The 19,480-nt window shown below is 36.3% G+C and carries 18 protein-coding genes; 5 read left to right on the forward strand and 13 right to left on the reverse strand.

Annotated elements, in window-relative coordinates:
• Positions 1 to 4: 4 nt before the first annotated feature.
• Positions 5 to 1,177: a Na+/H+ antiporter NhaA gene (gene nhaA / locus ACWNCI_RS07060; RefSeq protein WP_449387748.1), complete on the forward strand. Its 1,173-nt coding sequence runs from the start codon at positions 5 to 7 to the stop codon at positions 1,175 to 1,177.
• 41 nt (positions 1,178 to 1,218) lie between these two features.
• Here nhaA and ACWNCI_RS07065 read toward each other — a convergent pair whose 3' ends face one another.
• Both ACWNCI_RS07065 and ACWNCI_RS07070 read right to left on the reverse strand, forming a co-directional pair.
• On the reverse strand, positions 1,219 to 2,151 hold the full coding sequence (locus tag ACWNCI_RS07065; protein ID WP_449387749.1) for a YihY/virulence factor BrkB family protein: 933 nt from the start codon (positions 2,149 to 2,151) through the stop codon (positions 1,219 to 1,221).
• Between the two features lies 1 nt (position 2,152).
• On the reverse strand, positions 2,153 to 3,172 hold the full coding sequence (locus ACWNCI_RS07070; RefSeq protein WP_449387750.1) for a DUF4421 family protein: 1,020 nt from the start codon (positions 3,170 to 3,172) through the stop codon (positions 2,153 to 2,155).
• A gap of 116 nt (positions 3,173 to 3,288) precedes the next feature.
• Here ACWNCI_RS07070 and ACWNCI_RS07075 point away from each other — a divergent pair, with 116 nt between their 5' ends.
• Positions 3,289 to 3,762 (forward strand): 23S rRNA (pseudouridine(1915)-N(3))-methyltransferase RlmH, encoded by a 474-nt coding sequence (locus tag ACWNCI_RS07075; protein WP_449387751.1) that lies wholly within the window; start codon positions 3,289 to 3,291, stop codon positions 3,760 to 3,762.
• A 68-nt stretch (positions 3,763 to 3,830) separates the two neighbouring features.
• Here ACWNCI_RS07075 and ACWNCI_RS07080 read toward each other — a convergent pair whose 3' ends face one another.
• The 8 genes from ACWNCI_RS07080 to secD all read right to left on the reverse strand — a co-directional run bounded on the left by ACWNCI_RS07080 (position 3,831) and on the right by secD (position 11,988).
• On the reverse strand, positions 3,831 to 4,646 hold the full coding sequence (locus tag ACWNCI_RS07080) for a tetratricopeptide repeat protein (RefSeq protein WP_449387752.1): 816 nt from the start codon (positions 4,644 to 4,646) through the stop codon (positions 3,831 to 3,833).
• Positions 4,643 to 5,209: a phosphatase PAP2 family protein gene (locus ACWNCI_RS07085; RefSeq protein ID WP_449387753.1), complete on the reverse strand. Its 567-nt coding sequence runs from the start codon at positions 5,207 to 5,209 to the stop codon at positions 4,643 to 4,645. Before ACWNCI_RS07085 ends, ACWNCI_RS07080 begins: the two co-directional genes overlap by 4 nt.
• Before the next feature lies 1 nt (position 5,210).
• Positions 5,211 to 5,546, reverse strand: coding sequence for a Sec-independent protein translocase subunit TatA/TatB (locus ACWNCI_RS07090; RefSeq protein WP_449387754.1), 336 nt, complete (start codon positions 5,544 to 5,546; stop codon positions 5,211 to 5,213).
• A gap of 75 nt (positions 5,547 to 5,621) precedes the next feature.
• Entirely contained in the window at positions 5,622 to 6,266 is a 645-nt protein-coding gene (locus ACWNCI_RS07095; protein ID WP_449387755.1) for an SCO family protein, read from the reverse strand.
• Entirely contained in the window at positions 6,238 to 6,813 is a 576-nt protein-coding gene (locus tag ACWNCI_RS07100) for a toxin-antitoxin system YwqK family antitoxin (RefSeq protein WP_449387756.1), read from the reverse strand. Before ACWNCI_RS07100 ends, ACWNCI_RS07095 begins: the two co-directional genes overlap by 29 nt.
• The gene (locus tag ACWNCI_RS07105; RefSeq protein ID WP_449387757.1) at positions 6,785 to 7,549 is read right to left on the reverse strand and encodes a YHYH protein; all 765 of its coding nucleotides are present in this window, start codon (positions 7,547 to 7,549) and stop codon (positions 6,785 to 6,787) included. The genes ACWNCI_RS07100 and ACWNCI_RS07105 overlap by 29 nt, the downstream gene beginning before the upstream one ends.
• Positions 7,550 to 7,655: 106 nt before the next feature.
• On the reverse strand, positions 7,656 to 8,924 hold the full coding sequence (locus ACWNCI_RS07110) for a TCR/Tet family MFS transporter (RefSeq protein WP_449389485.1): 1,269 nt from the start codon (positions 8,922 to 8,924) through the stop codon (positions 7,656 to 7,658).
• A gap of 154 nt (positions 8,925 to 9,078) precedes the next feature.
• Positions 9,079 to 11,988 (reverse strand): protein translocase subunit SecD, encoded by a 2,910-nt coding sequence (gene secD, locus ACWNCI_RS07115; RefSeq protein WP_449387758.1) that lies wholly within the window; start codon positions 11,986 to 11,988, stop codon positions 9,079 to 9,081.
• Between the two features lie 215 nt (positions 11,989 to 12,203).
• Here secD and ACWNCI_RS07120 point away from each other — a divergent pair, with 215 nt between their 5' ends.
• The gene (locus ACWNCI_RS07120; protein ID WP_449387759.1) at positions 12,204 to 13,565 is read left to right on the forward strand and encodes a PQQ-dependent sugar dehydrogenase; all 1,362 of its coding nucleotides are present in this window, start codon (positions 12,204 to 12,206) and stop codon (positions 13,563 to 13,565) included.
• A gap of 238 nt (positions 13,566 to 13,803) precedes the next feature.
• Here the strand turns inward: ACWNCI_RS07120 and hemN are convergent, their stop codons facing one another.
• The 3 genes from hemN to ACWNCI_RS07135 form a co-directional block, all read right to left on the reverse strand.
• A complete protein-coding gene (gene hemN / locus ACWNCI_RS07125) occupies positions 13,804 to 15,162 on the reverse strand; it encodes an oxygen-independent coproporphyrinogen III oxidase (protein WP_449387760.1) in 1,359 nt (452 codons plus the stop codon).
• A 190-nt stretch (positions 15,163 to 15,352) separates the two neighbouring features.
• Positions 15,353 to 16,378, reverse strand: a complete 1,026-nt coding sequence (locus tag ACWNCI_RS07130; RefSeq protein WP_449387761.1) for a glycosyl hydrolase — start codon at positions 16,376 to 16,378, stop codon at positions 15,353 to 15,355.
• Positions 16,379 to 16,441: 63 nt separating this feature from the next.
• Positions 16,442 to 17,962, reverse strand: a complete 1,521-nt coding sequence (locus ACWNCI_RS07135; protein ID WP_449387762.1) for an APC family permease — start codon at positions 17,960 to 17,962, stop codon at positions 16,442 to 16,444.
• Positions 17,963 to 18,127: 165 nt separating this feature from the next.
• On the opposite strand from ACWNCI_RS07135, the gene pnuC reads away from it, so the two are divergent.
• Together pnuC and ACWNCI_RS07145 are read left to right on the forward strand one after the other, a co-directional pair.
• Positions 18,128 to 18,802 (forward strand): nicotinamide riboside transporter PnuC, encoded by a 675-nt coding sequence (gene pnuC, locus ACWNCI_RS07140; protein ID WP_449387763.1) that lies wholly within the window; start codon positions 18,128 to 18,130, stop codon positions 18,800 to 18,802.
• Positions 18,799 to 19,428, forward strand: coding sequence for a hypothetical protein (locus ACWNCI_RS07145; protein WP_449387764.1), 630 nt, complete (start codon positions 18,799 to 18,801; stop codon positions 19,426 to 19,428). Before pnuC ends, ACWNCI_RS07145 begins: the two co-directional genes overlap by 4 nt.
• Positions 19,429 to 19,480 lie beyond the last annotated feature (52 nt).

Below are 19,480 nucleotides of genomic sequence, written 5' to 3' on the forward strand. Positions count from 1 at the left end.
AAAAATGAATCTGACAGTATATTTTAAGAAGTTTTTCAGCAGCAGCCAAACTTCGGGTATCCTCTTGATTTTTTGTGTATTAATCGCTTTATTAATTGCCAATTCGCACGCGGCAGCAAATTTTCAGTATTTTTTAGATAAAGAAATCGGCACTGTAGTTTTTGGTTTGAAATATCCTATCAGTATCTGGATCAATGACGGCCTGATGGCTGTATTCTTTCTACTTGTAGGTCTTGAAATAAAAAGAGAAATGGTCGAAGGCGAACTCTCTTCATTTAAGAATGCTTCGTTACCTATTTTTGCAGCAATCGGCGGAATGGTGGTTCCTGCTCTTATTTATACAGCTTTCAACTTTGGAACGGCATATGGAAACGGATGGGGAATTCCTATGGCTACCGACATTGCTTTTTCACTGGCAATTATTTCCATGTTGGGTAAAAAAATTCCGAACTCAATTAAAATTTTTCTGGCTGCTCTGGCCATCGTTGATGATCTGGGAGCCATTCTTGTAATAGCGATATTTTACACCGAACAGATTCACTGGATGTATTTGTTAATGTCATTTGGTGTTACGGCACTTTTATTTTTGCTGAATTTTTTGAAGGTTAAAAAAATTGTTTTTTATCTTATTCCCGGCCTTTTTTTATGGTATTTCCTGCATCATTCGGGAATTCATGCAACAATTGCGGGCGTATTACTTGCATTTTCAATTCCCACTAATATTTCCGATACTGAAATCTCGCCCTTGGAAAAACTTGAACATAAACTCCATTTTCCGGTGAGCTTCCTGATTATGCCAATATTTGCATTAACCAATACCAATATCACTTTTACTGCTGAAATGATTTCAGGACTTACAAGTACTTTAGGGTTGGGAATTATCTGCGGACTGGTTGCCGGAAAATTGATCGGAATAAATCTTTTTTCTTTACTGGCAGTAAAATTAAAATTAAGTTCATTACCTCAGAACAGTTCCTGGAAACAAATGCTGGGCGTAGGATTTCTGGCCGGAATTGGCTTTACCATGTCAATATTCATCGCATTACTATCCTTTAAGAATGAGACTGAAATTCAGGACGAAGCTAAATTTGCCATTTTGATAGCATCCTTTTTAGCAGCTGTTACCGGCTATATCATTTTAAATTTTAGCTCTAAACAGGGAATTGAAGAAGATTAAAATTAAGCTTTCAGGTACTATTATTCTTTGTTTTTAGATTCCTAATGTCTGGACTTTTTTATTTGATCGGATAATAATTTTTCGATCCGGAGCTTTCTGATCGCAAGATTCAGTTCATTTCCGAAAAGAAGGAGATAAACATTTACATTTACCCAAACCATCAGAAGAATCATGCTTCCTATTGAGCCATACAAAACGTTGTAGCGGGCAATATTTTTAACATATAATGCAAAAAAATACGTAGTTACCACAAATAAAACCGTTGTTAAAATAGCTCCCGGAATTGCCTGTCTGAATCTGACGATCTTCACCGTTCCAAGCCAGTAAAAAAGAGTCAGAAGAATAAAATAAAATAAAGGAAAAGACACAAAACCAATGATTTCCGAAAGGTTATTAACCAGCCAAGAGACGTCATAAACGGGCGTAAACTGCTTTAGAACCACTTCTGAATAGTATATCCCGAAAAGCGCCAGAAAAACAATCAGGACAAACCCGATCGTAATAAAAAATGAAAGGATAAATTCTTTTACATCGGTCATCTTTTCATCCGTTGTTTCATTGAAACCATTTATAAGAGAAAAAGTTCCATTAGTTGCAAAAACCAATGCTAAAACAATCGTCAAATTGCTGATTCCCTTCATATTGGGAACAATACTCTTTTCGATATATCCACGCACGTCACCTTCCATATTAGAAGGAAAAACATTGTGCATCAGTACATCAAATATATAATACTGCAGCTTTTCATAATGAGGCATATAGGGTATAACTGACAATAAAAACAGGATAAAAGGAAATAAACTGATCGTGAAACTCCAGGAAATAGCGGCTGCCTTTCTGCCTATTTTTTCTTTAAAAATTCCCCGGATATAAATCTGAAACATCTGCCAAACCGATATTCCTAAGAGAGGAATATGTATATCATCGAAAAATTCTTTAACTTTTATTATAAATTTTGGAAGTTTTACAGCCATATTACTTTAAAATATTATCTATTTTATCAAAGTTTCTGTTTACAAATGTAGGAGAATTAAACCGAAAACCAATTCCTATCCTGAAAAGCCATTGTGTGGTAGAGTAAAAATTTTCGTTGGAACTATTAATCCAGTTGAGTTGGGTTCCACCGCCAAAAAACCATTTTCCATTGTCATATCCTATTCTTGCATTTGAATAAAGCCCGACATTAAATTCATGAAAATTTTCGTCGATCAGCTTTGCATAATATAATTCCGGGTATACTTCCATAATAGCATACCAATGGGGTTTAATTTTCTTTTGGACACCTCCGCCCGACCGTAAAGCAATTCTGAAGTCCTTTGAAGGCGGATCATCATTTTCTGTAAAAATTTGTCCCTGATAGATTGTTTTGTTGACATCACTTAGAATATTATATTGGTAAAACAGCCCTGTACTTACTACGAAAACATCTTTCAGCGGCTGATAGGTCATATTGTTGAAACTTCTGTAACCTGATTTATTTCCTACCCACAAATAGGTTGTTTCACCTTTAAAAGAACGGTATTTTGCATCAGGAAACTGCAGGTAACCTTCTTCATTATAATCGTTTCCGTACAACAGTTGCATAAATTCTCTGGTGTCCTGAAAATAGAGGCCTTTCACCTGGCTGAAATAGATATATTGCCTGATCTTGGGGGTGAGGAAAAAAGTGAATCCAAAGTTGAAATATTTTGATTTTCCTTTTTCCGGATCGTCATTATTGATATTCGTGAGCTTGGGAGCAAAGGAAAAACTAATGTCGAGCCAGCGATATCTTAGAAAAAATTCTGTATAAAATGCATCATTGGGTCTTAAACGGAAAACCTTATCTTCATATAACAAACCAAATGAATTATGAAGATAACTTAATCCTCCAACAACAGAAATTTTCTTTTTATCTTTTTCAAAGTACTGATCTAACTCTTCATCACTAACTTCCTGAGAAAAGGAGATTAGTGGAAAACACAAAAGCAGAAAAGGCAGTATTGTTATTTTCATTGACTTGGCATAATACAAAAATAATAATTTTTTCAGACTTGGATTCCGGTATTGCAGAACGTGATTATGACATTTCTTGATTTATGAATATCTTTGAAGCTTAATTTAAAATAAAAATGCAGATTAACTTGCTTTGTATCGGTAAAACAGATGATAAGGAAATTACTTCTTTAATCAATTATTATCTAAAAAGACTTCCCAAGCACTGGAATTTTGAAATTACTGAAATTCCTGATGTGAAAAACGCAAGAAGTTTATCTGCTGATCTTTTAAAGAAAGAAGAAGCAAAACTGTTCATGAATTATATAGACAGAACAGACTTCGTCCTGATTTTAGATGAAAAAGGCAAGCAGCTTACAAGCCGGGAATTTTCAAAGAAAATTGACACATGGATGAATTCTTCAGTGAAAAAAGTTCATCTTCTTATTGGTGGTGCGTATGGATTTTCTGATGACATTTATACCCGAGCAAATGAAAAAATATCATTATCGAAAATGACTTTCACGCATCAAATGATAAGGCTTTTTATTGTAGAGCAACTTTATCGCGCAGATCAGATTTTACAGGGAAAACCGTATCATAATGATTAATCAGTTTTTTTAGGTTTCGGGGGGGGCGGCGAAGCCGCCCCCCCGAAACCTAAAAACTTACCATAAACTTATTTTTTAACCTCACATTTAGAGTAATATTCTATCAATAGAGGTTTTTCATAGCCCAGGCTTACCGCCTTATCAAGACTTGCGCAAGCTTCCTTTGGCTTTGCAGTTTCAAATAAAATTAGTGCTTTATTTACGTAAGCCTGCGCAAATTTAGGATCAATAGAGATTGCTTTATTAACATCTGCGAGCGCTTCTTTGTTTTTCTTTAATTTAAAATAAACATCACCTCTTCCGCTGTACAAAAGAGATTCCGGCTTTTCGGAAATCAACTGATTATAATCCTTCAGTGCGCCTTCAAGATCGCCACTGTTTTTTTTCAGATTGGCGAGTCCTGTTCGGGCGTAAATATTGTCCGGAGCAAAGCTTAATATCTGATTCAGGTCTTTTGCAGCCAGATCTTTTTTACCCAGATTTTCATACACTTTAGAGCGGGTAAGATACATGTCTGCATTTTCCGGTTCGAGCTTAAGACCTTGATTAAGATAATCCAATGCAGCCTGTTTATTGCCCTTCTGACCATGAATAGAACCTAAATTTGCATACACCGCGGCAGACATAGGATTGGCTTTTAACGCCGATTCGTAAGATTTGAACGCTGAATTTGTTTTACCGAGTCTTCTTTGGGAAGTTCCGAGATAATTATAATATTCAGATTGTAATTTCTGGATTTTCTCACTCTGAACAAGCTTTGAATATTCTTCTTCAGCACACTTATAATCTGCTTTCTGAAAACATTCTTCAGCAATTTTTTTGTCTTGAGCCTGCAGATATACTATTGAAAATGTTAAAGTTAAAAAAAGTAAATGTTTTTTCATGAGGTTATATTTTGTTTGTTGATCACTTTTTTTGCGAGTGCAGAAAACACCAGCCCCAATAAAGTTCCAACAAACGCCCCCACCAAAATATCTATCGGGAAATGCACTCCTAAATATATGCGACTGTAAGATACTACTACTGCCCACACAAATATAGCATAAGGAAACCATTTAAGCTTATTTTTTAATAAAATACTTAAATAGGTTGCCAAAAAGAATGTATTGGAAGCATGCGCAGAATAAAACCCGAACTGCCCGCCGCATTTTACAATCCTCATGTGATGCTCTAAGGCAGGATCATGACATGGCCTTAATCTCTCAATACCATGTTTGAAAATACCCGCAACCTGATCGGAAACCGTAACTCCTATAGCGACAAATATCAGAATAAAAACTAAAGATCTTAGTTTATAATTTTTAAATAAGAAATATAAAAAAATAATATAAAGCGGAACCCAGATCCATGTACTTGAAATCAGCATCCAAAACTGATCAAAAGAAGAATTCCCCAAATTATTGAGAAACAAGAATAGCTTTCTGTCTTCCTGAATAATTTCTTCCATATTATCTGCTTATAGGGCCTTCATAGGTTTCGTCTTCGGAAGGTTTCGGCTGTGGAGGTTGATTTGAGGTTTGAGGATCAGTAAGAATATCCTTCTGAACATCTTTCATCGGATTGAAATCTTTTGCAGCATCTTTCACTTTCTCAATCTCACGTTTAATCTCAGAAACAGGATTATCTGTTTCCTTCATGATTTCAGTTTTGATATCTTCCACTGCCCCACGCATCTTCCTTACCCCCGCACCCAGATCTCGGGCAATCTGGGGAAGTTTATCCGGTCCGAATAATACGACAATTGCTATAGCAATCAATGCCATTTCTCCAATGCTTAGTTCCATAACACAAAATTACAAAAGAAATGCGAAACTGAATATGAAATATTAAGTTTTAATAAAATATTAAGTTTGATAGCATTATTCTACTTTCAGAATTGAAATATCTCTGATGAGCTGTTCGATATCTGTCTGTAGAGTTCCGTTGTATATTCCTCTTATTTTTCTGTTCTGATCCGATAAAATAATATGTTCCGTATGAAGAAATTCTGTGCTGTCGCGGGTAAAACCAAGATCTTCTTCGGCAAAATAGGACTTTCGGGCAAGCTTGTAGATTTCGCCTTTGCTTCCGGTAAGAAAATGCCAGTTGGGATTGGTTATTTTGTGAGATTCTTTAAAAGCTTTCAGCTTGGATGAAGTATCGATCCACGGAGTTACGGAGAAAGACAATAAAACAACGTCGGGATCATTCCTGTATTTCTGATCTACCAAGCTCAGATTCCGAATCATGGTCGGACATATACTGCCACAGGAAGTAAAAATAAAACTTGCAATATGTATTTTATGATCGACAGTTTTATCCGTGATGGTTTTGTAATCCTCATCCGTAAATGAAAAAGTACCAATCCTATGAGTAATTTTTTCTGACGCTTCTTCCTTAGACAAAAAATATGGCGTAAAATCCGGTGTATTGTAATAAGGTACTGAACTTTCCTCCTTCTTTTTGCAGGAAAGAATACACAATAAAATCATAAAACTATTTCTGAAAAACACTGTCCGTGACATTTACGCAATTTTTTGTTCCTAATAATCCATATCTTTTTCCATGGTTTACCACATAATTGGATCTTATCTTTCCGTTGTCGTAAAACTGTTTCTGGATTCCCTCTTCATAGCCCAGTTTATAATGCATTTCTTTTACCAGACGGCCGTCCCTGTTCCATTCTTTGTATTCTCCATTATTTTCACCTTTAAGGAAAAAACCGGATATTTTCATATTTCCGTTATCCCACCATTCTCTAAGACTTTTAACCTTCACTCCTTTATCAAAAAAACGTTGTGCAGATAATTTTCCACTGGGAAAAAACTGTTTCCATTCTCCATTTTCTTTACCATTTTTAAATTCCATTATTTCTGCCGTATCTTTCGTGCCAGGGTACAAAGAATAAACAACTCCTGAAAAGAGTTTACTATCATGAAAAACCTGGCCATTATTATTCTCCAAGTGAATTGCATTCAGATTATAATAACTCAGTTTTTTTTCTTCCGGTGATTCACATGATATCAATAAGAAAAATAAGAGATTAATTACTAACAGTTCCCGGTGTGCCATAAAAACCATTTCCGTTGATGTACGGATCATTATTTGTGATATGATAATGGTAAATACCGTTAGGATAATCTGCTGTTGCAGATGTATGCCCGTGGTAAGCATCAAGTGAAGCATTTGTAACGGTTATGCCTCCTTCTTCAGGCCCGTAAACAGGAAAGCCATCCAGCAAAAAGCCAAGCAATGCAGATTTGGATGCTTTTACCGTGGTTAAATATTTAGGTTCCACATGATAATGATAATCTCCTGCCTGCGCCGGATGCCCCCACCATTGGTCAAAGGAAACAATTTCGCCTGAAAGAGGCTGATTTGGGCCTGCATATTGGTTAAAAAAAGGAACTCCATTAAGAGAAACTCCTATAGGACCAAGAGGCGTGGCAATATGAGCTGAATTAACAGCAGGATTAATCGGAATTTTAAATGTATAATTTTTTGTTGAAATAGAATTCGGATTTTTAGAAAATGTAAAGTCTCCATAGGTAGTTCCGGAAAAGTTTTCATACAGACTATTTGCTGCAGGGTAGTAAATACTTTTATGGTCGGGTGTACCATTGGTTTTGATATAAACATAAGTACCGTCTGAAGTAATGCTCAAAGCACCGTAAATCTTCTTGTAAATTGTGGGAACTTCCGAATTGTTTTCATTATTGCTGTCATCTTGGGAAGAATTGTCACCGGAACTGCAACCGGAAAATATCACTATTGTAATAAATGCCAATAAAATTTTAAAATTTTTCATATTCATGCTATTTTCATCAAATATATGAAAATAGCACAATTCAAAACCAGATTACTCTAAATTAATCAACATAAACCTGTCAGACGAATCAAACTGATGATTTGCTTTATAGATTAATTTCTTCTTTTTTAATTTTCTTTTTCTGAAAGTTGAAATACGTAATAATCACACTTATACTCATTAAAATAAAAGCCAGAAAGAATGGAGCCCCTGAAAACTTAAACGGTGCTTCATCATGAGTAAAATAGTAAAACAAATTCGTCATCATCGGCGGCCCGATAATCGCAGTCGCACTCATAAGACTGGTAAGTGCGCCCTGTAGCTCTCCTTGTTCATTCGACGGGACACTTTTGGTAATAACCGATTGAAGTGCGGGACCACAGATCCCTCCCAGACAATATGGAATTAAAAAAACAAACATCATCCATCCCTGAGTGGCAAATGAAAATAACAACATCCCTATCGCATAAAGCGTCAGTCCATAATAGATGCTTTTCTGTTCGCCCAATCGTGGAGTTGTCCATCTGATCAAACCTCCCTGGACAAGACCTACCAGTAAACCGACAACACCTAAAGATATGCCTACCATTCTTTCGTTCCAGCTGAATTTATACATGGTAAAGAAGCTCCAGTTACTCTGTACGGCATGGCCAGCAATATAAATTAAAATCAAAGAAACAATCAATCCTGAAATTTCCGGGTGTTTTCCTAAAAATTTAAACGAACCAATCGGGTTGGCGCGCTTCCAGTTGAATTCTCTTCTTTTATCTTTATCTAAACTTTCCGGAAGGATAAAATAACCGTAAAGGAAATTTAACAAACATAATACAGCCGCCGCATAAAATGGAACTCTCGCTCCATAATGCCCTAACAGACCTCCTAAAACTGGTCCGATAATAAATCCCAGTCCGAAAGCTGCACCAATAAGTCCAAAATTCTTTGCGCGGTCTTCATCTGTTGAAATATCTGCAATATAGGCACTGGCGGTAGTTACACTCGCACCCGTAATTCCGGCAATAATCCTTCCGATAAACAGCCAAAGTATCGTTGGAGCCAAAGCCAGCAAAATATAGTCAACCGCAAATCCGAAAAGAGAAATCAGGATGATTGGTCTTCTTCCGAATTTATCACTCAGGTTTCCTACAACCGGCGAGAAAATGAATTGTGTAAACGCATAAGCAAACCCAAGCCAGCCGCCATATTTTGCAGCCTCACTTATATCACTGTGAATCAGCTCCTCAATAAGTTTAGGAACCACCGGAATGATAATTCCCCATCCCGTAATATCAATGAGCAATGTAATAAATATAAAGCTCATCGCAGCTTTCTTCCTTGAGTTTTCCATAATGGTGCAAAAATAGTGAAATCGGAGAATAGTTTGAATTGTCAATTGGTAATTTTACTCGCAAAATCAATTTTTAAATTAAATTCACTTTGACTCCGAAGGAACTGACTATTAACTATTAAAAAATGCCAACAAAAAAGCCTTCCATCACTGAAAGGCTTTTTCTTATTTATTGTAGTATAAATTATTTTGAAGCAAGTACTTCTTTATTCGTAGTTGATTTACCGTGAACTTCTTCTTCCTTACCGGTTTTCAAGAAGTCATAAGCAATTGCAGATGCTACGAAGATTGATGAATATGTACCGAATCCGATACCGATCAACATAGCAAACATAAATCCTCTCAGGTTATCTCCACCGAAAATAAAGATCGCTAAAATTACTAAGATGGTAGTAAATGAGGTGTTGAATGTTCTACCTAACGTACTGGAAATAGAATCATCGAATAATCCAGCCAGTGTTAAAGATTTCTTCTCTCTCAAATATTCCCTGATTCTGTCGAAGATAATTACCGTATCATTGATAGAATATCCCAATACTGTAAGAATCGCCGCCACAAAATCCTGATTGATCTCCATATTGAATGGCATATATTTATGGAGTAATGAATATGCTCCCAAAATAATAACCGCATCGTGGAATAATGCTGCAACAGCACCAAGGGAGAATTGCCATTTTCTGAATCTTACCAAAATGTAGATGAAAATACCTGCCAAAGCCGCAATTACCGCAAGGATACCATGAGTTTTGATATCATCAGCCACTGTAGGTCCTACTTTTTCAGAAGAAATGATTCCGGCATGAGCTTTTTCAGGGGCTTTGAAATCTTTCATCGTTGTATTTGCAGGAAGGCTGGATTTTAATCCTTCGTATAATTTCTGCTCAACAGTCTGGTCTGCTTTTAAAGATTCGTCCTCAATAAGATAATCTGTAGAAATTTTCAGCTGTTTGTCGTTACCGAAAGTTTTAGCTTCAACAGAAGAGTTCTTACCATCTTCAGTCTGAAACATTTTAACAAGACTAGCCTCAACATCTTCAGCATTTACCGTTTTATCGAATCTCACTACATAATTTCTACCTCCGGTAAAGTCGATACCGTATTTAAAGCCATGAATAGCGATAGATGCAATACAAACAATCGTTAAAATACCTGAAACGATGTAAGCATATTTTCTTTTCCCTATAAAATCGATCCATGTATTTCTGAAAAGATTTTTCGTAGCCCCCGTCCATACGGAAAGGTGTTTTCCTTTATTTAATCTTGAGAAGATCATTACCCTTGAGATCAATACCGAAGTAAAGAAAGTCATCAAAATACCGATTCCCAATGTTAATGCAAAACCTTTGATTGGCCCAGTTCCGAAAAGGAAAAGCACACCAGCAGTAAGCAATGTCGTTAGGTGACCATCTACAATTGCATTTAAGGCGTGTTTGAAACCATCTTTGTATGCTTCAAGAATACTCTTGCCGGCGAAGAGTTCTTCTTTTGTTCTTTCATATATAATCACGTTCGTATCTACCGCCATAGCCATCGTAAGCACGATACCCGCGATACCAGGAAGTGTAAGGGTAGCATCTACGGAATCCATAATTCCAAAAATGTAGAATAAGTTGATGATCATTGCAATGACAGCATATACACCAGCTCCACCGTAATAGAAAATGATATACGCTATAATTAATAAGAATGCAATTCCGAAAGACATCATCCCGGCATCGATAGACTCTTGTCCCAGTGATGGTCCTACTACGGTAGCCTGAACTACTTTCGCACCTGCAGGTAATTTTCCTGCACCTAAAACATCTACCAATTCCTTGGCTTCTTCCTGAGAGAAATTACCGGAAATCTGTGTTCTACCATTAGGAATGGCATTCACAACATTTGGTGCGGTATAAACTCTGTTGTCAAGCGTTACAGCAACAGGTTTACCAACATTCTTTTCAGTCAGAGTTTTCCATTCTTTAGCTCCTTTGGAATCCATCTGCATATCTACCACTACTCTGCTCAGCTCATCATAGCCGATATTAGCAGTTTCAACAGCACCATCTACCGGAGCTTTTTGGTTGATATTCCCTCTGATTGCATATAATACTAAGCTTTCAGCATCAGTTGCTTCAGGCTTGTATCCCCACATGAATTGTGTATATTTAATATTAACCGGACGTAAAGACTGCGCTACTTTGCTGTTCAGAATTTTGTTTACAGCAGCAGTATCAGACAATTTTACGTTGGCAACACCATTCGTTCTTAATTTATCAAGGTGAATAATATTCATGAAGTTTGTTGTTTTCGCAACCCCCATAGAATCACCTTTTGCAGCCACCACCGAAGTTAATGTCTGGAAATATGGCGCAATTTCAGGAACCTGCTGTACTTCCCAGAACTGAAGTTTTGCAGAAGTCTGAAGCATCTTTTTTACTTTATCGATGTCCTTCATACCGGGCATTTCCACAGAAATTCTTGCGGTACCAGGCACTCTCTGTACATTCGGCTGCACAGCACCCATTTTGTCAATTCTGGTTCTGATTACTTCGTAAGCCGTACCTACAGACGCATCGATTTTTCTTTTAACAATGCTTTTTACCTGCTCGTCAGGAGTATTGTACTTTACTTCAGTAAGCGTTGTGTTTCCGAAAAGTTCCGGATCTGCCAGCTTCAGATTTGTACCTTTTGCTTTGTTAATTGCATCGAACTGATCAAAAAAGTTGTCGATGTAAGATTTTGTAGAATTCTTCTGAACTTCATCCGTTTTATTCAAAGCCTCGATAAGAACCGGATTGGTAGAATAATTTGTCAAATCATTCACCAGGTCTCTCTGGTTGATCTCCAAAAGAACGTTGATCCCGCCTTTAAGGTCAAGACCAAGCTTCATTTCTTTGTCTTTGGCTTTGGTGTAATAAAGTTTAGTGAATCCAAGATTCAGAGTATCCTTAGAAAGTCTAGCGATTTCTTTCTGATACTTCTCCGGATTGTCTCCTGCAATAGCAGTCGCCTGCTTTTCAATTTTGCTGGCGTACCATGTTGGTAATAGCTCGTTTAAGCAAATCAACCCTAGTACAATAGCAACAATTGTAATAAGTCCTTTTCCTTGCATTTTGTTATAACTACGTTAAATTAAGTCGGCAAATATAATCATTTTCTTGTATTTTATGAATATTTAACAACAGAAATCCTTTATTTTCAGATATATCGGCATTCTTATTTTCATTTAAGATTTAATAATTTTTTAATGGTATTTTAATGAATTCTATAATGTTTAATTGGTACGAAATTTTCATTGTTGTTTAATACACTAAATATCAAAATATTATGAAAAATCTACTTTTTGGCGCAAGCTTATTTTCTTCTTTCTTTTTTAATGCCCAAAGCATTAACCTGGAAGAATTTGCAGCCGGGTTTACAGCACCGGTAGAAATTACAAATGCCAATGACAGCAGAATGTTTGTAGTTCAGCAAAACGGAATCATCAAAATCGTACAGCCTGACGGAACAACAAATTCGACCAATTTCCTGAATATCAGCTCAAAAATAACCTATGGAGGTGAAAGAGGACTTTTAGGACTGGCTTTTCATCCGCAATACTCAACCAATGGGTATTTTTTTGTGTATTACAACGATACCAGCGGAAATATTACGGTAGCCAGGTACACCAGAAGTTCAAATCCGGATGTGGCCGACGTAACAACGGAAAAAATTATTTTAAACCAACCCAAACCGTTCGATAATCACAATGGCGGAAGCATACATTTTGCTCCCGACGGATATCTTTGGATCGTTACCGGTGATGGCGGAAGCGGCGGAGATCCTAATAACAACTCGCAAAACAAAAATTCTCTTTTAGGAAAACTCCTGAGATTGGATATCAATTCTACAGGGGCGTACAATATTCCTGCTGACAATCCTTTTGTAGGGACTGACGGAGCTGATGAAGTTTGGGCTTACGGATTGAGAAATGCATGGAAATTCAATTTCGACACGGTTTCAGGAAACGTGATGATTGCGGATGTCGGTCAGGGACAGATTGAGGAAATCAATAGAATGCCTTTAACACAAGCAGGAATCAACTACGGATGGAGATGCTACGAAGGTAATAATGCATACAACACAACAGGATGTGCCGCACAGTCTACCATGACATTCCCTGTAGCAGCATACGACCATTCAGGCGGAAAATGTTCCATTACAGGCGGATATGTTTACAGAGGAACCCAATATCCGGCTTTACAGGGAAAATATATTTTTGCAGATTATTGCTCAACCCAGATCGGAATCATGAATAATGATGATTCTATCACCTGGTCGCCTGCATTTTCCGGAAATAATTTTTCTACGTTTGGAATCAATAATCAGAATGAACTTTTTGTAGCCGCAGTCAATAACGGTAAAATATTCAGAGTAACAACATCAACGTTGGCAACGAATGAAAATGATTTTTCCTCTCAAATAAAAATTTATCCTAATCCGGCTACCAAAAAGGTTTTCATAGAAGGAATCAAAGATAAAAATACGACTGTGGAAATTGTGAATAGCGAAGGAAGAAAAGTTCTGGAACAAGGAAAAATTGAAAATGATAATGGTATAAATATTTCAGGAATTCCAAGCGGAGTTTATTTTATTCACCTTAATTCAGACAACCAAAAATCATACAGTAAAAAACTCATCATCAAATAACCGGAATACACATCCATAATCCCTTTAAGCTCCGGTATTTTAACCGGAGTTTAATTTTGCTTTCAAAATTAACCCTAATGACTTTAAAAATTTATCCTGATGATTTTCCGAAATTATCAGGATAAATTCAAAGATTTATACGGATGAATATTTCTAACCATGCGAAGGCTAATAAAAAAATGTTTCTGCAGGTAATATCCTGACAGAAACATTTTAAGAATATTTTTTAATGTTATTTCTAAATCGTCATTGAGAAAATCCTTGTTTCAGGTTTATTCCTCATCATTCTAAGGTCAAATACCATCGCTACATTTCTCGTAAAAGCTCTTCCTTTTTCCGTTATTTTGATCTGATTATCATGAATTTCAACCAGTTCATCTTTTTCCATCTCTTTTAACATTTCAAATGCATTTTGCAATTCAGGAAATGAATTATGCATATCAAAATGAGTTTCAAGCTGGCACATCAAATTAAGAATATGCCTTCTTACTATAAGATCTTCTTCATTTAAAATATGACCTTTTACCACAGGAATTTCGCCTTCTTCAACCATTTTCTGATACTCTTCCACTGTTTTTACATTCTGTGCAAAAGCATACCAGGAATCTGAAATAGCCGACATTCCGAGCCCAACCATCAGCTGGGTCTTACTGGAAGTATATCCCATAAAATTCCGGTGCAGCTTTTTTTGAATCAGAGACTGATAAAGATCGTCGTGCTCAAGGGAAAAATGATCCATTCCTACTTCGATATATCCTAAATCCTGAAGTAATCTTTTACCATCTTCATACAGCCGGCGTTTTTCCTCACCACTTGGAAGGTCGTTTTCATCAAAACCTCTCTGCCCAACACCTTTTACCCACGGAACGTGTGCGTAGGAATAGAAAGCAAGACGGTCGGGTTTTAATTCCATCGTTTTACGGATGGTATATTCCATCGCTTCCCAAGTCTGATGGGGAAGACCAAAAACAAGATCATGACTGATCCCCGTATATCCGATTTCTCTTGCCCATTCCGTTACTTTTTTTACGTTTTCAAAAGGCTGAATCCTGTTGATCGCCTTCTGAACTTTCAGATCATAATCCTGAACTCCGAAACTTGCTCTTCTGAAACCAAGATCATATAAGGTCTGTAGATGCTCTCTGGTGGTATTATTAGGATGTCCTTCAAAAGAAAATTCCTGATCTTCGGCAATTTCAACCGTTTCAAAAATCCCTTCCAGTAAGGTTTTTAAATTCTGTGGAGAAAAGAAAGTTGGCGTTCCACCGCCCAGGTGAAGTTCCTTTAGCTTTGGTTTTTCATTAAATAAATTAAGATAAAGCTGCCATTCTTTCAATACACTCTCCATGTATGGTATTTCTACGCTATGCTGCTTGGTGATGCGTTTATGGCAGGCACAAAATGTACACAACGCCTCACAAAAAGGCAGATGGATGTAGATGGAAATCCCTTCTTCTGCATTCGATTCCTTAAACGTTCTGATGACACTCTGCTTCCACAATTCCGGGGAAAAACTGCTTTCATCCCAATACGGAACCGTAGGATAAGAGGTGTAACGCGGTCCGGGAATATTATATTTATCTATTAAAGAATTCATTTCGATTTAAAATTTTAATGAACTTTCGTAAAAGTTTCATAATGCAAAATTAAAGATATCTGATGAATTTCTAATCATGAAATATATTAGGATCTTTTCGCGAAATTTATAATCAGTCTAAATACTTCAATTTAATTGAAATAATCAATAATATTATTAATTACAAAAGATTGGTCAGATAATGATAAAATCAGAATCTTAATTTCATCACAGAAATCTTGTCCTTTCCTGCAAAAACAACAGTATTTTCATCAATCCACTGGCACACGAAAAATCCTTTTTCATCGGAAATTTTTCTCCAGGTTTTCCCAAAATCTGAAGAGTAGCTGATGTGTTGATCTCCTACTGCTATAATTTCTTTTCCTTTTGAATCGGGTTTTATTTTTACACAAGTCATGTAACCTGCATTTTGGCCCGAAGCCTGGATGGTCCAGCTTTCTCCGCCGTTATTTGTAGTAGCGATATTGTTGATATTCTCATTTTGCTTAGTATAATCTCCACCTACTGCAATACCGAATAAATCTTTGTAAAAATCGATGGAATAAATCCCTTGTGATGATGTTCCGGAAATAAAAGGTTGTTTCGGAAATTGCCAAACAATGTTGGTATCAAAATCTTTTCTAAAAACCCTGGAAGTAGCACCTCCTGTGGCGATCCACAAATGATTTTCCGATGATGCCATATTAGAATTACTTGCAGCAAATGCAGCTTCTCCTTTTTTAAATTCCAACCCGTTTGTTTGATTTGTCCAAAAAAGATTATTTTTTTTATTATACTGCAAAATACGTGCATTCCCATCTTTGTCGGGATCGCTTAATGCAAATGCCTTATTTTCATTTACAAAATGTAGCGCATCATAAAAAGCAGTTTTCAAAGTATCTTCAAAAATAATACTATGTTTTAAGTTACTTTTATTGATCCGAAAAAAATAAGCCGGGCTTTCAATGTTTATCGTATAAAAATATTTTTTGTCCTGAGCTAAAGTTCTAAACTGAAGTTTTTTATCTGATAATTCTATCTGTCTTTGTTTTTTAGGATGTTTCAGATCAACAAAGCCAAATTTAGAATCCGTACCGCTGTACCAGACTTTGTTGTCATATATTTCAATTGCTCTTATACTAATTTTATCATTTAGAATAGTCGTAAAACTTTCTATTTGTTGAGAAAATGTAAAAACTCCCAATAACGAAAATAAAAGTGGTAAGGTCTTTTTCATAGGTAACAAAAATAAAAAATCCACAAACTTCTCTGTGGATTTTTTGAATTTATATTAAATTAATTATAAATCTAAATCGGTTTTTTGTAAAGGCTCCTGCTCTGCCTTGAAAGTTTCTCCGTAACCAACTTTGTGAAGCTTACTGTTTCTAAGACTATAGGTGAAATAAATGATCACTCCTAATGCAAGCCATGCCAATGAAAGATATTTTGCTTCATGGCTCAGGTTCCAGATTAGGTAAACATTGATACAGATTCCTAAAGTTGCAATAACAGGCAATGCAGGAACTTTAAATGTTCTTGGTAACTGAGGTTCCTTTTTTCTTAAAATCCAAACTGCCACACAAACCATTGTAAACGCGAACAACGTACCGAAACTTGTCATATCAGCCAATTTGCTAATTGGTGTAAATGCAGCAACCGTGGCAATTAAAATCCCTAAAAGCATTAAACTTTTTGCAGGAGTTTTTCTTACAGGATGTACATCACTGAACAATTTAGGAATAAGACCATCTTTAGACATTCCTAAAAATATTCTCGATTGTCCCATGATCATTACCATTAACACGGAAACCAGTCCTACTGTTGCAGCTATCGTGATAATATAACCCGCCCATCCTTGTCCGGCAATTTCAAATGCATACGCTACAGGCGCCTTAATCGCATCCGGATAATTTCCGTGAGGATCAAAATCCTTATAGTTCATCATTCCTGTAAGTACCAAAGACACTAATATATATAATGCTGTACAAACCAAAAGTGAAACAATAATCGCAAAAGGAACATCTTTTTTAGGATTAATAGCTTCCCCTGCCTGTGTAGAAACCGCATCGAAGCCCACATACGCAAAGAAAATGGCAGCAGCTCCCGATATAATACCCTGAACACCATACGCTTCTTTCATACTATCCCCTTCTTTAACCATTGTAGCTACAGGGATAAAAGGATTCCAATTTTCAGTATTAATGAAGAAAGCACCAGCGACGATTACAAATATTACCGCAGAAACTTTCATAATCACAATAAGATTATTTGCTTTTGCAGCTTCTTTGGTTCCTTTAATAAGGATCGAAATCACTACAAGAACGATTACAAAAGCAGGCAAATTCATTGAAAACCCTTCTCCTGTATAACTTGCAGGATCTGAAGTAAGATAATCCGGCAAATGAAGCCCGAACATTTTCAAAAGCTTATTAAAATATCCGGACCAGGATACAGCCACCGTCATAGATCCCATTGCATATTCCAGGATAAGTCCCCATCCGATAATCCATGCAAAAATTTCTCCTACAGTTCCGTATGCATACGCATAAGCAGAACCTTCTACTGGTAAAATAGATGCAAATTCTGAATAACATAATGCTGCAAATACACAGGCGATTCCAGCGATAATGAAAGAAAGAGCTAATGCAGGTCCTGCATGGTAGTAAGCTCCGGTACCTGTAAGTACGAAAATTCCCCCACCAATAATAGCTCCGATTCCGATAGCTGTAAGACTCCATTTACCGAGCACTCTTTTGAGCTGACTGCTTTTCATATCATTTTCGAAAGCACTCATCGGTTTCTTGGTCCAAATTTTAGACATATTTTATTATTTATTAAAGATTTACGAAAATATAAAAAATTTAGAAACCTTAACGTTTATTAATAGATTTTCGTCATTTATTTTAAAGTAAGGTATATAAAAAACTGATTTTCATATTATTTAAATCATTTTAAAGTATCTCTTTTTTTGTTTATTTTTGATCTTATGAATCTATACGATCTTTTCGTAGAACCCTACGAAAGCTACACTACACTGCAGATTTTCCTTGAAGCCACTGCTACCGTATTCGGAATTTTAAGCGTTTATTTTTCCATTAAAAAAAATATCTGGGTATATCCCACCGGTATCATATCTACCCTGATCTATGTGTACATCCTCTTCAATTTCGGACTTTTGGGAGACTGTATGATTAATGTATATTATACTGTGATGAGCGTTTATGGATGGATTTTATGGGCGAGAAACTCAGAAGATCATGTCCATGTGGACGTTTCATGGGCATCAAAAAAAGAATGGCTTTACGGGATTTTACTTTTTGCCTTAAGTTTAATCTTAGTAACTATAGTATATTATTATAAACCTTACATCGATAATCATTTTTCAATAAAAAACGTAAGTCTTGGTTTGTATCACCTCGATTGGGGCAACTGGCTCGACGTCGTTACCACCTCTGTATTTCTGGTAGGCATGTGGTTTATGGCAAAAAGACGGATTGAAAACTGGATTTTCTGGATCATCGGAGATTTTATCTGCATACCCATGATGATTTACAAAGGTCTCGGAATCACTTCGGTTCAATATTTGGTATTTACTATAATGGCAATCCAGGGCTATGTTACCTGGAAGAATAGTTTAAGAAAAAGTTTAAAAAAGTCATGAAAAATTTATTAAAAATAGCATTCAGTGTTGTCACCATAGCGACTTTAGCATCGTGTACAGCCTATGCGGATCCGTATGCAAATACCTATGGAGATCCGTATTATGATAACGGATATTACTACGCCCCACAGGGATATTACGGTGGCGATGGATACTGGGGAAATGACGGGTATTATTACCGAAATAATATGAATTATTACTATGATAACGGAATTCCCTACTACTATCAAAACTATAACAATTCGAGAAGAAAGGTTTATGTTGAAAGAAGATCCGATAATGGAACAACCTCTGCCAGACCAAATAACGGATTCCGAGGAAATGTAAATGACGGAACATCCAACAACGGAAGTTTCAGAAACAATAACAGGCAAAATAATAATCAAAGATCAAATAACGGTTTCAGAAACCAGCAACAGAATGCTCCTAAACAGCAGAATAACAGCGGAGGATTCAGAAATAACTCTTCGAATAATACTAATAATTCAAACAGCGGTTTCAGGAATAATTCGTCTAACAGCAATTCCAATAGTGGAGGTTTAAGAAACAATTCCGGGACGCCGACGCAGCAAAGTACTCCTCAGCCGAATACCAACATGAACACAAACGGCGGAGGTTTTAGATAAAAACGATTATAAATAAGAAAACGGACAGCTAACACTGTTCGTTTTTTGTTTT

This window comes from Chryseobacterium lineare (genome assembly GCF_977014045.1).

Bases quoted from the DNA above. Each gene is read 5' to 3' on its own strand.
- secD (WP_449387758.1), bottom strand. From the start codon at position 11,988: ATGCAAGGAAAAGGACTTATTACAATTGTTGCTATTGTACTAGGGTTG.
- ACWNCI_RS07130 (WP_449387761.1), bottom strand. From the start codon at position 16,378: ATGAAAAAGACCTTACCACTTTTATTTTCGTTATTGGGAGTTTTTACA.
- ACWNCI_RS07095 (WP_449387755.1), bottom strand. From the start codon at position 6,266: ATGTCACGGACAGTGTTTTTCAGAAATAGTTTTATGATTTTATTGTGT.
- hemN (WP_449387760.1), bottom strand. From the start codon at position 15,162: ATGAATTCTTTAATAGATAAATATAATATTCCCGGACCGCGTTACACC.
- ACWNCI_RS07090 (WP_449387754.1), bottom strand. From the start codon at position 5,546: ATGGAACTAAGCATTGGAGAAATGGCATTGATTGCTATAGCAATTGTC.
- ACWNCI_RS07105 (WP_449387757.1), bottom strand. From the start codon at position 7,549: ATGAAAAATTTTAAAATTTTATTGGCATTTATTACAATAGTGATATTT.
- ACWNCI_RS07070 (WP_449387750.1), bottom strand. From the start codon at position 3,172: ATGAAAATAACAATACTGCCTTTTCTGCTTTTGTGTTTTCCACTAATC.
- ACWNCI_RS07080 (WP_449387752.1), bottom strand. From the start codon at position 4,646: ATGAAAAAACATTTACTTTTTTTAACTTTAACATTTTCAATAGTATAT.
- nhaA (WP_449387748.1), top strand. From the start codon at position 5: ATGAATCTGACAGTATATTTTAAGAAGTTTTTCAGCAGCAGCCAAACT.
- ACWNCI_RS07135 (WP_449387762.1), bottom strand. From the start codon at position 17,962: ATGTCTAAAATTTGGACCAAGAAACCGATGAGTGCTTTCGAAAATGAT.
- ACWNCI_RS07100 (WP_449387756.1), bottom strand. From the start codon at position 6,813: ATGGCACACCGGGAACTGTTAGTAATTAATCTCTTATTTTTCTTATTG.
- ACWNCI_RS07065 (WP_449387749.1), bottom strand. From the start codon at position 2,151: ATGGCTGTAAAACTTCCAAAATTTATAATAAAAGTTAAAGAATTTTTC.
- ACWNCI_RS07145 (WP_449387764.1), top strand. From the start codon at position 18,799: ATGAAAAATTTATTAAAAATAGCATTCAGTGTTGTCACCATAGCGACT.
- ACWNCI_RS07085 (WP_449387753.1), bottom strand. From the start codon at position 5,209: ATGGAAGAAATTATTCAGGAAGACAGAAAGCTATTCTTGTTTCTCAAT.
- ACWNCI_RS07120 (WP_449387759.1), top strand. From the start codon at position 12,204: ATGAAAAATCTACTTTTTGGCGCAAGCTTATTTTCTTCTTTCTTTTTT.
- ACWNCI_RS07075 (WP_449387751.1), top strand. From the start codon at position 3,289: ATGCAGATTAACTTGCTTTGTATCGGTAAAACAGATGATAAGGAAATT.
- pnuC (WP_449387763.1), top strand. From the start codon at position 18,128: ATGAATCTATACGATCTTTTCGTAGAACCCTACGAAAGCTACACTACA.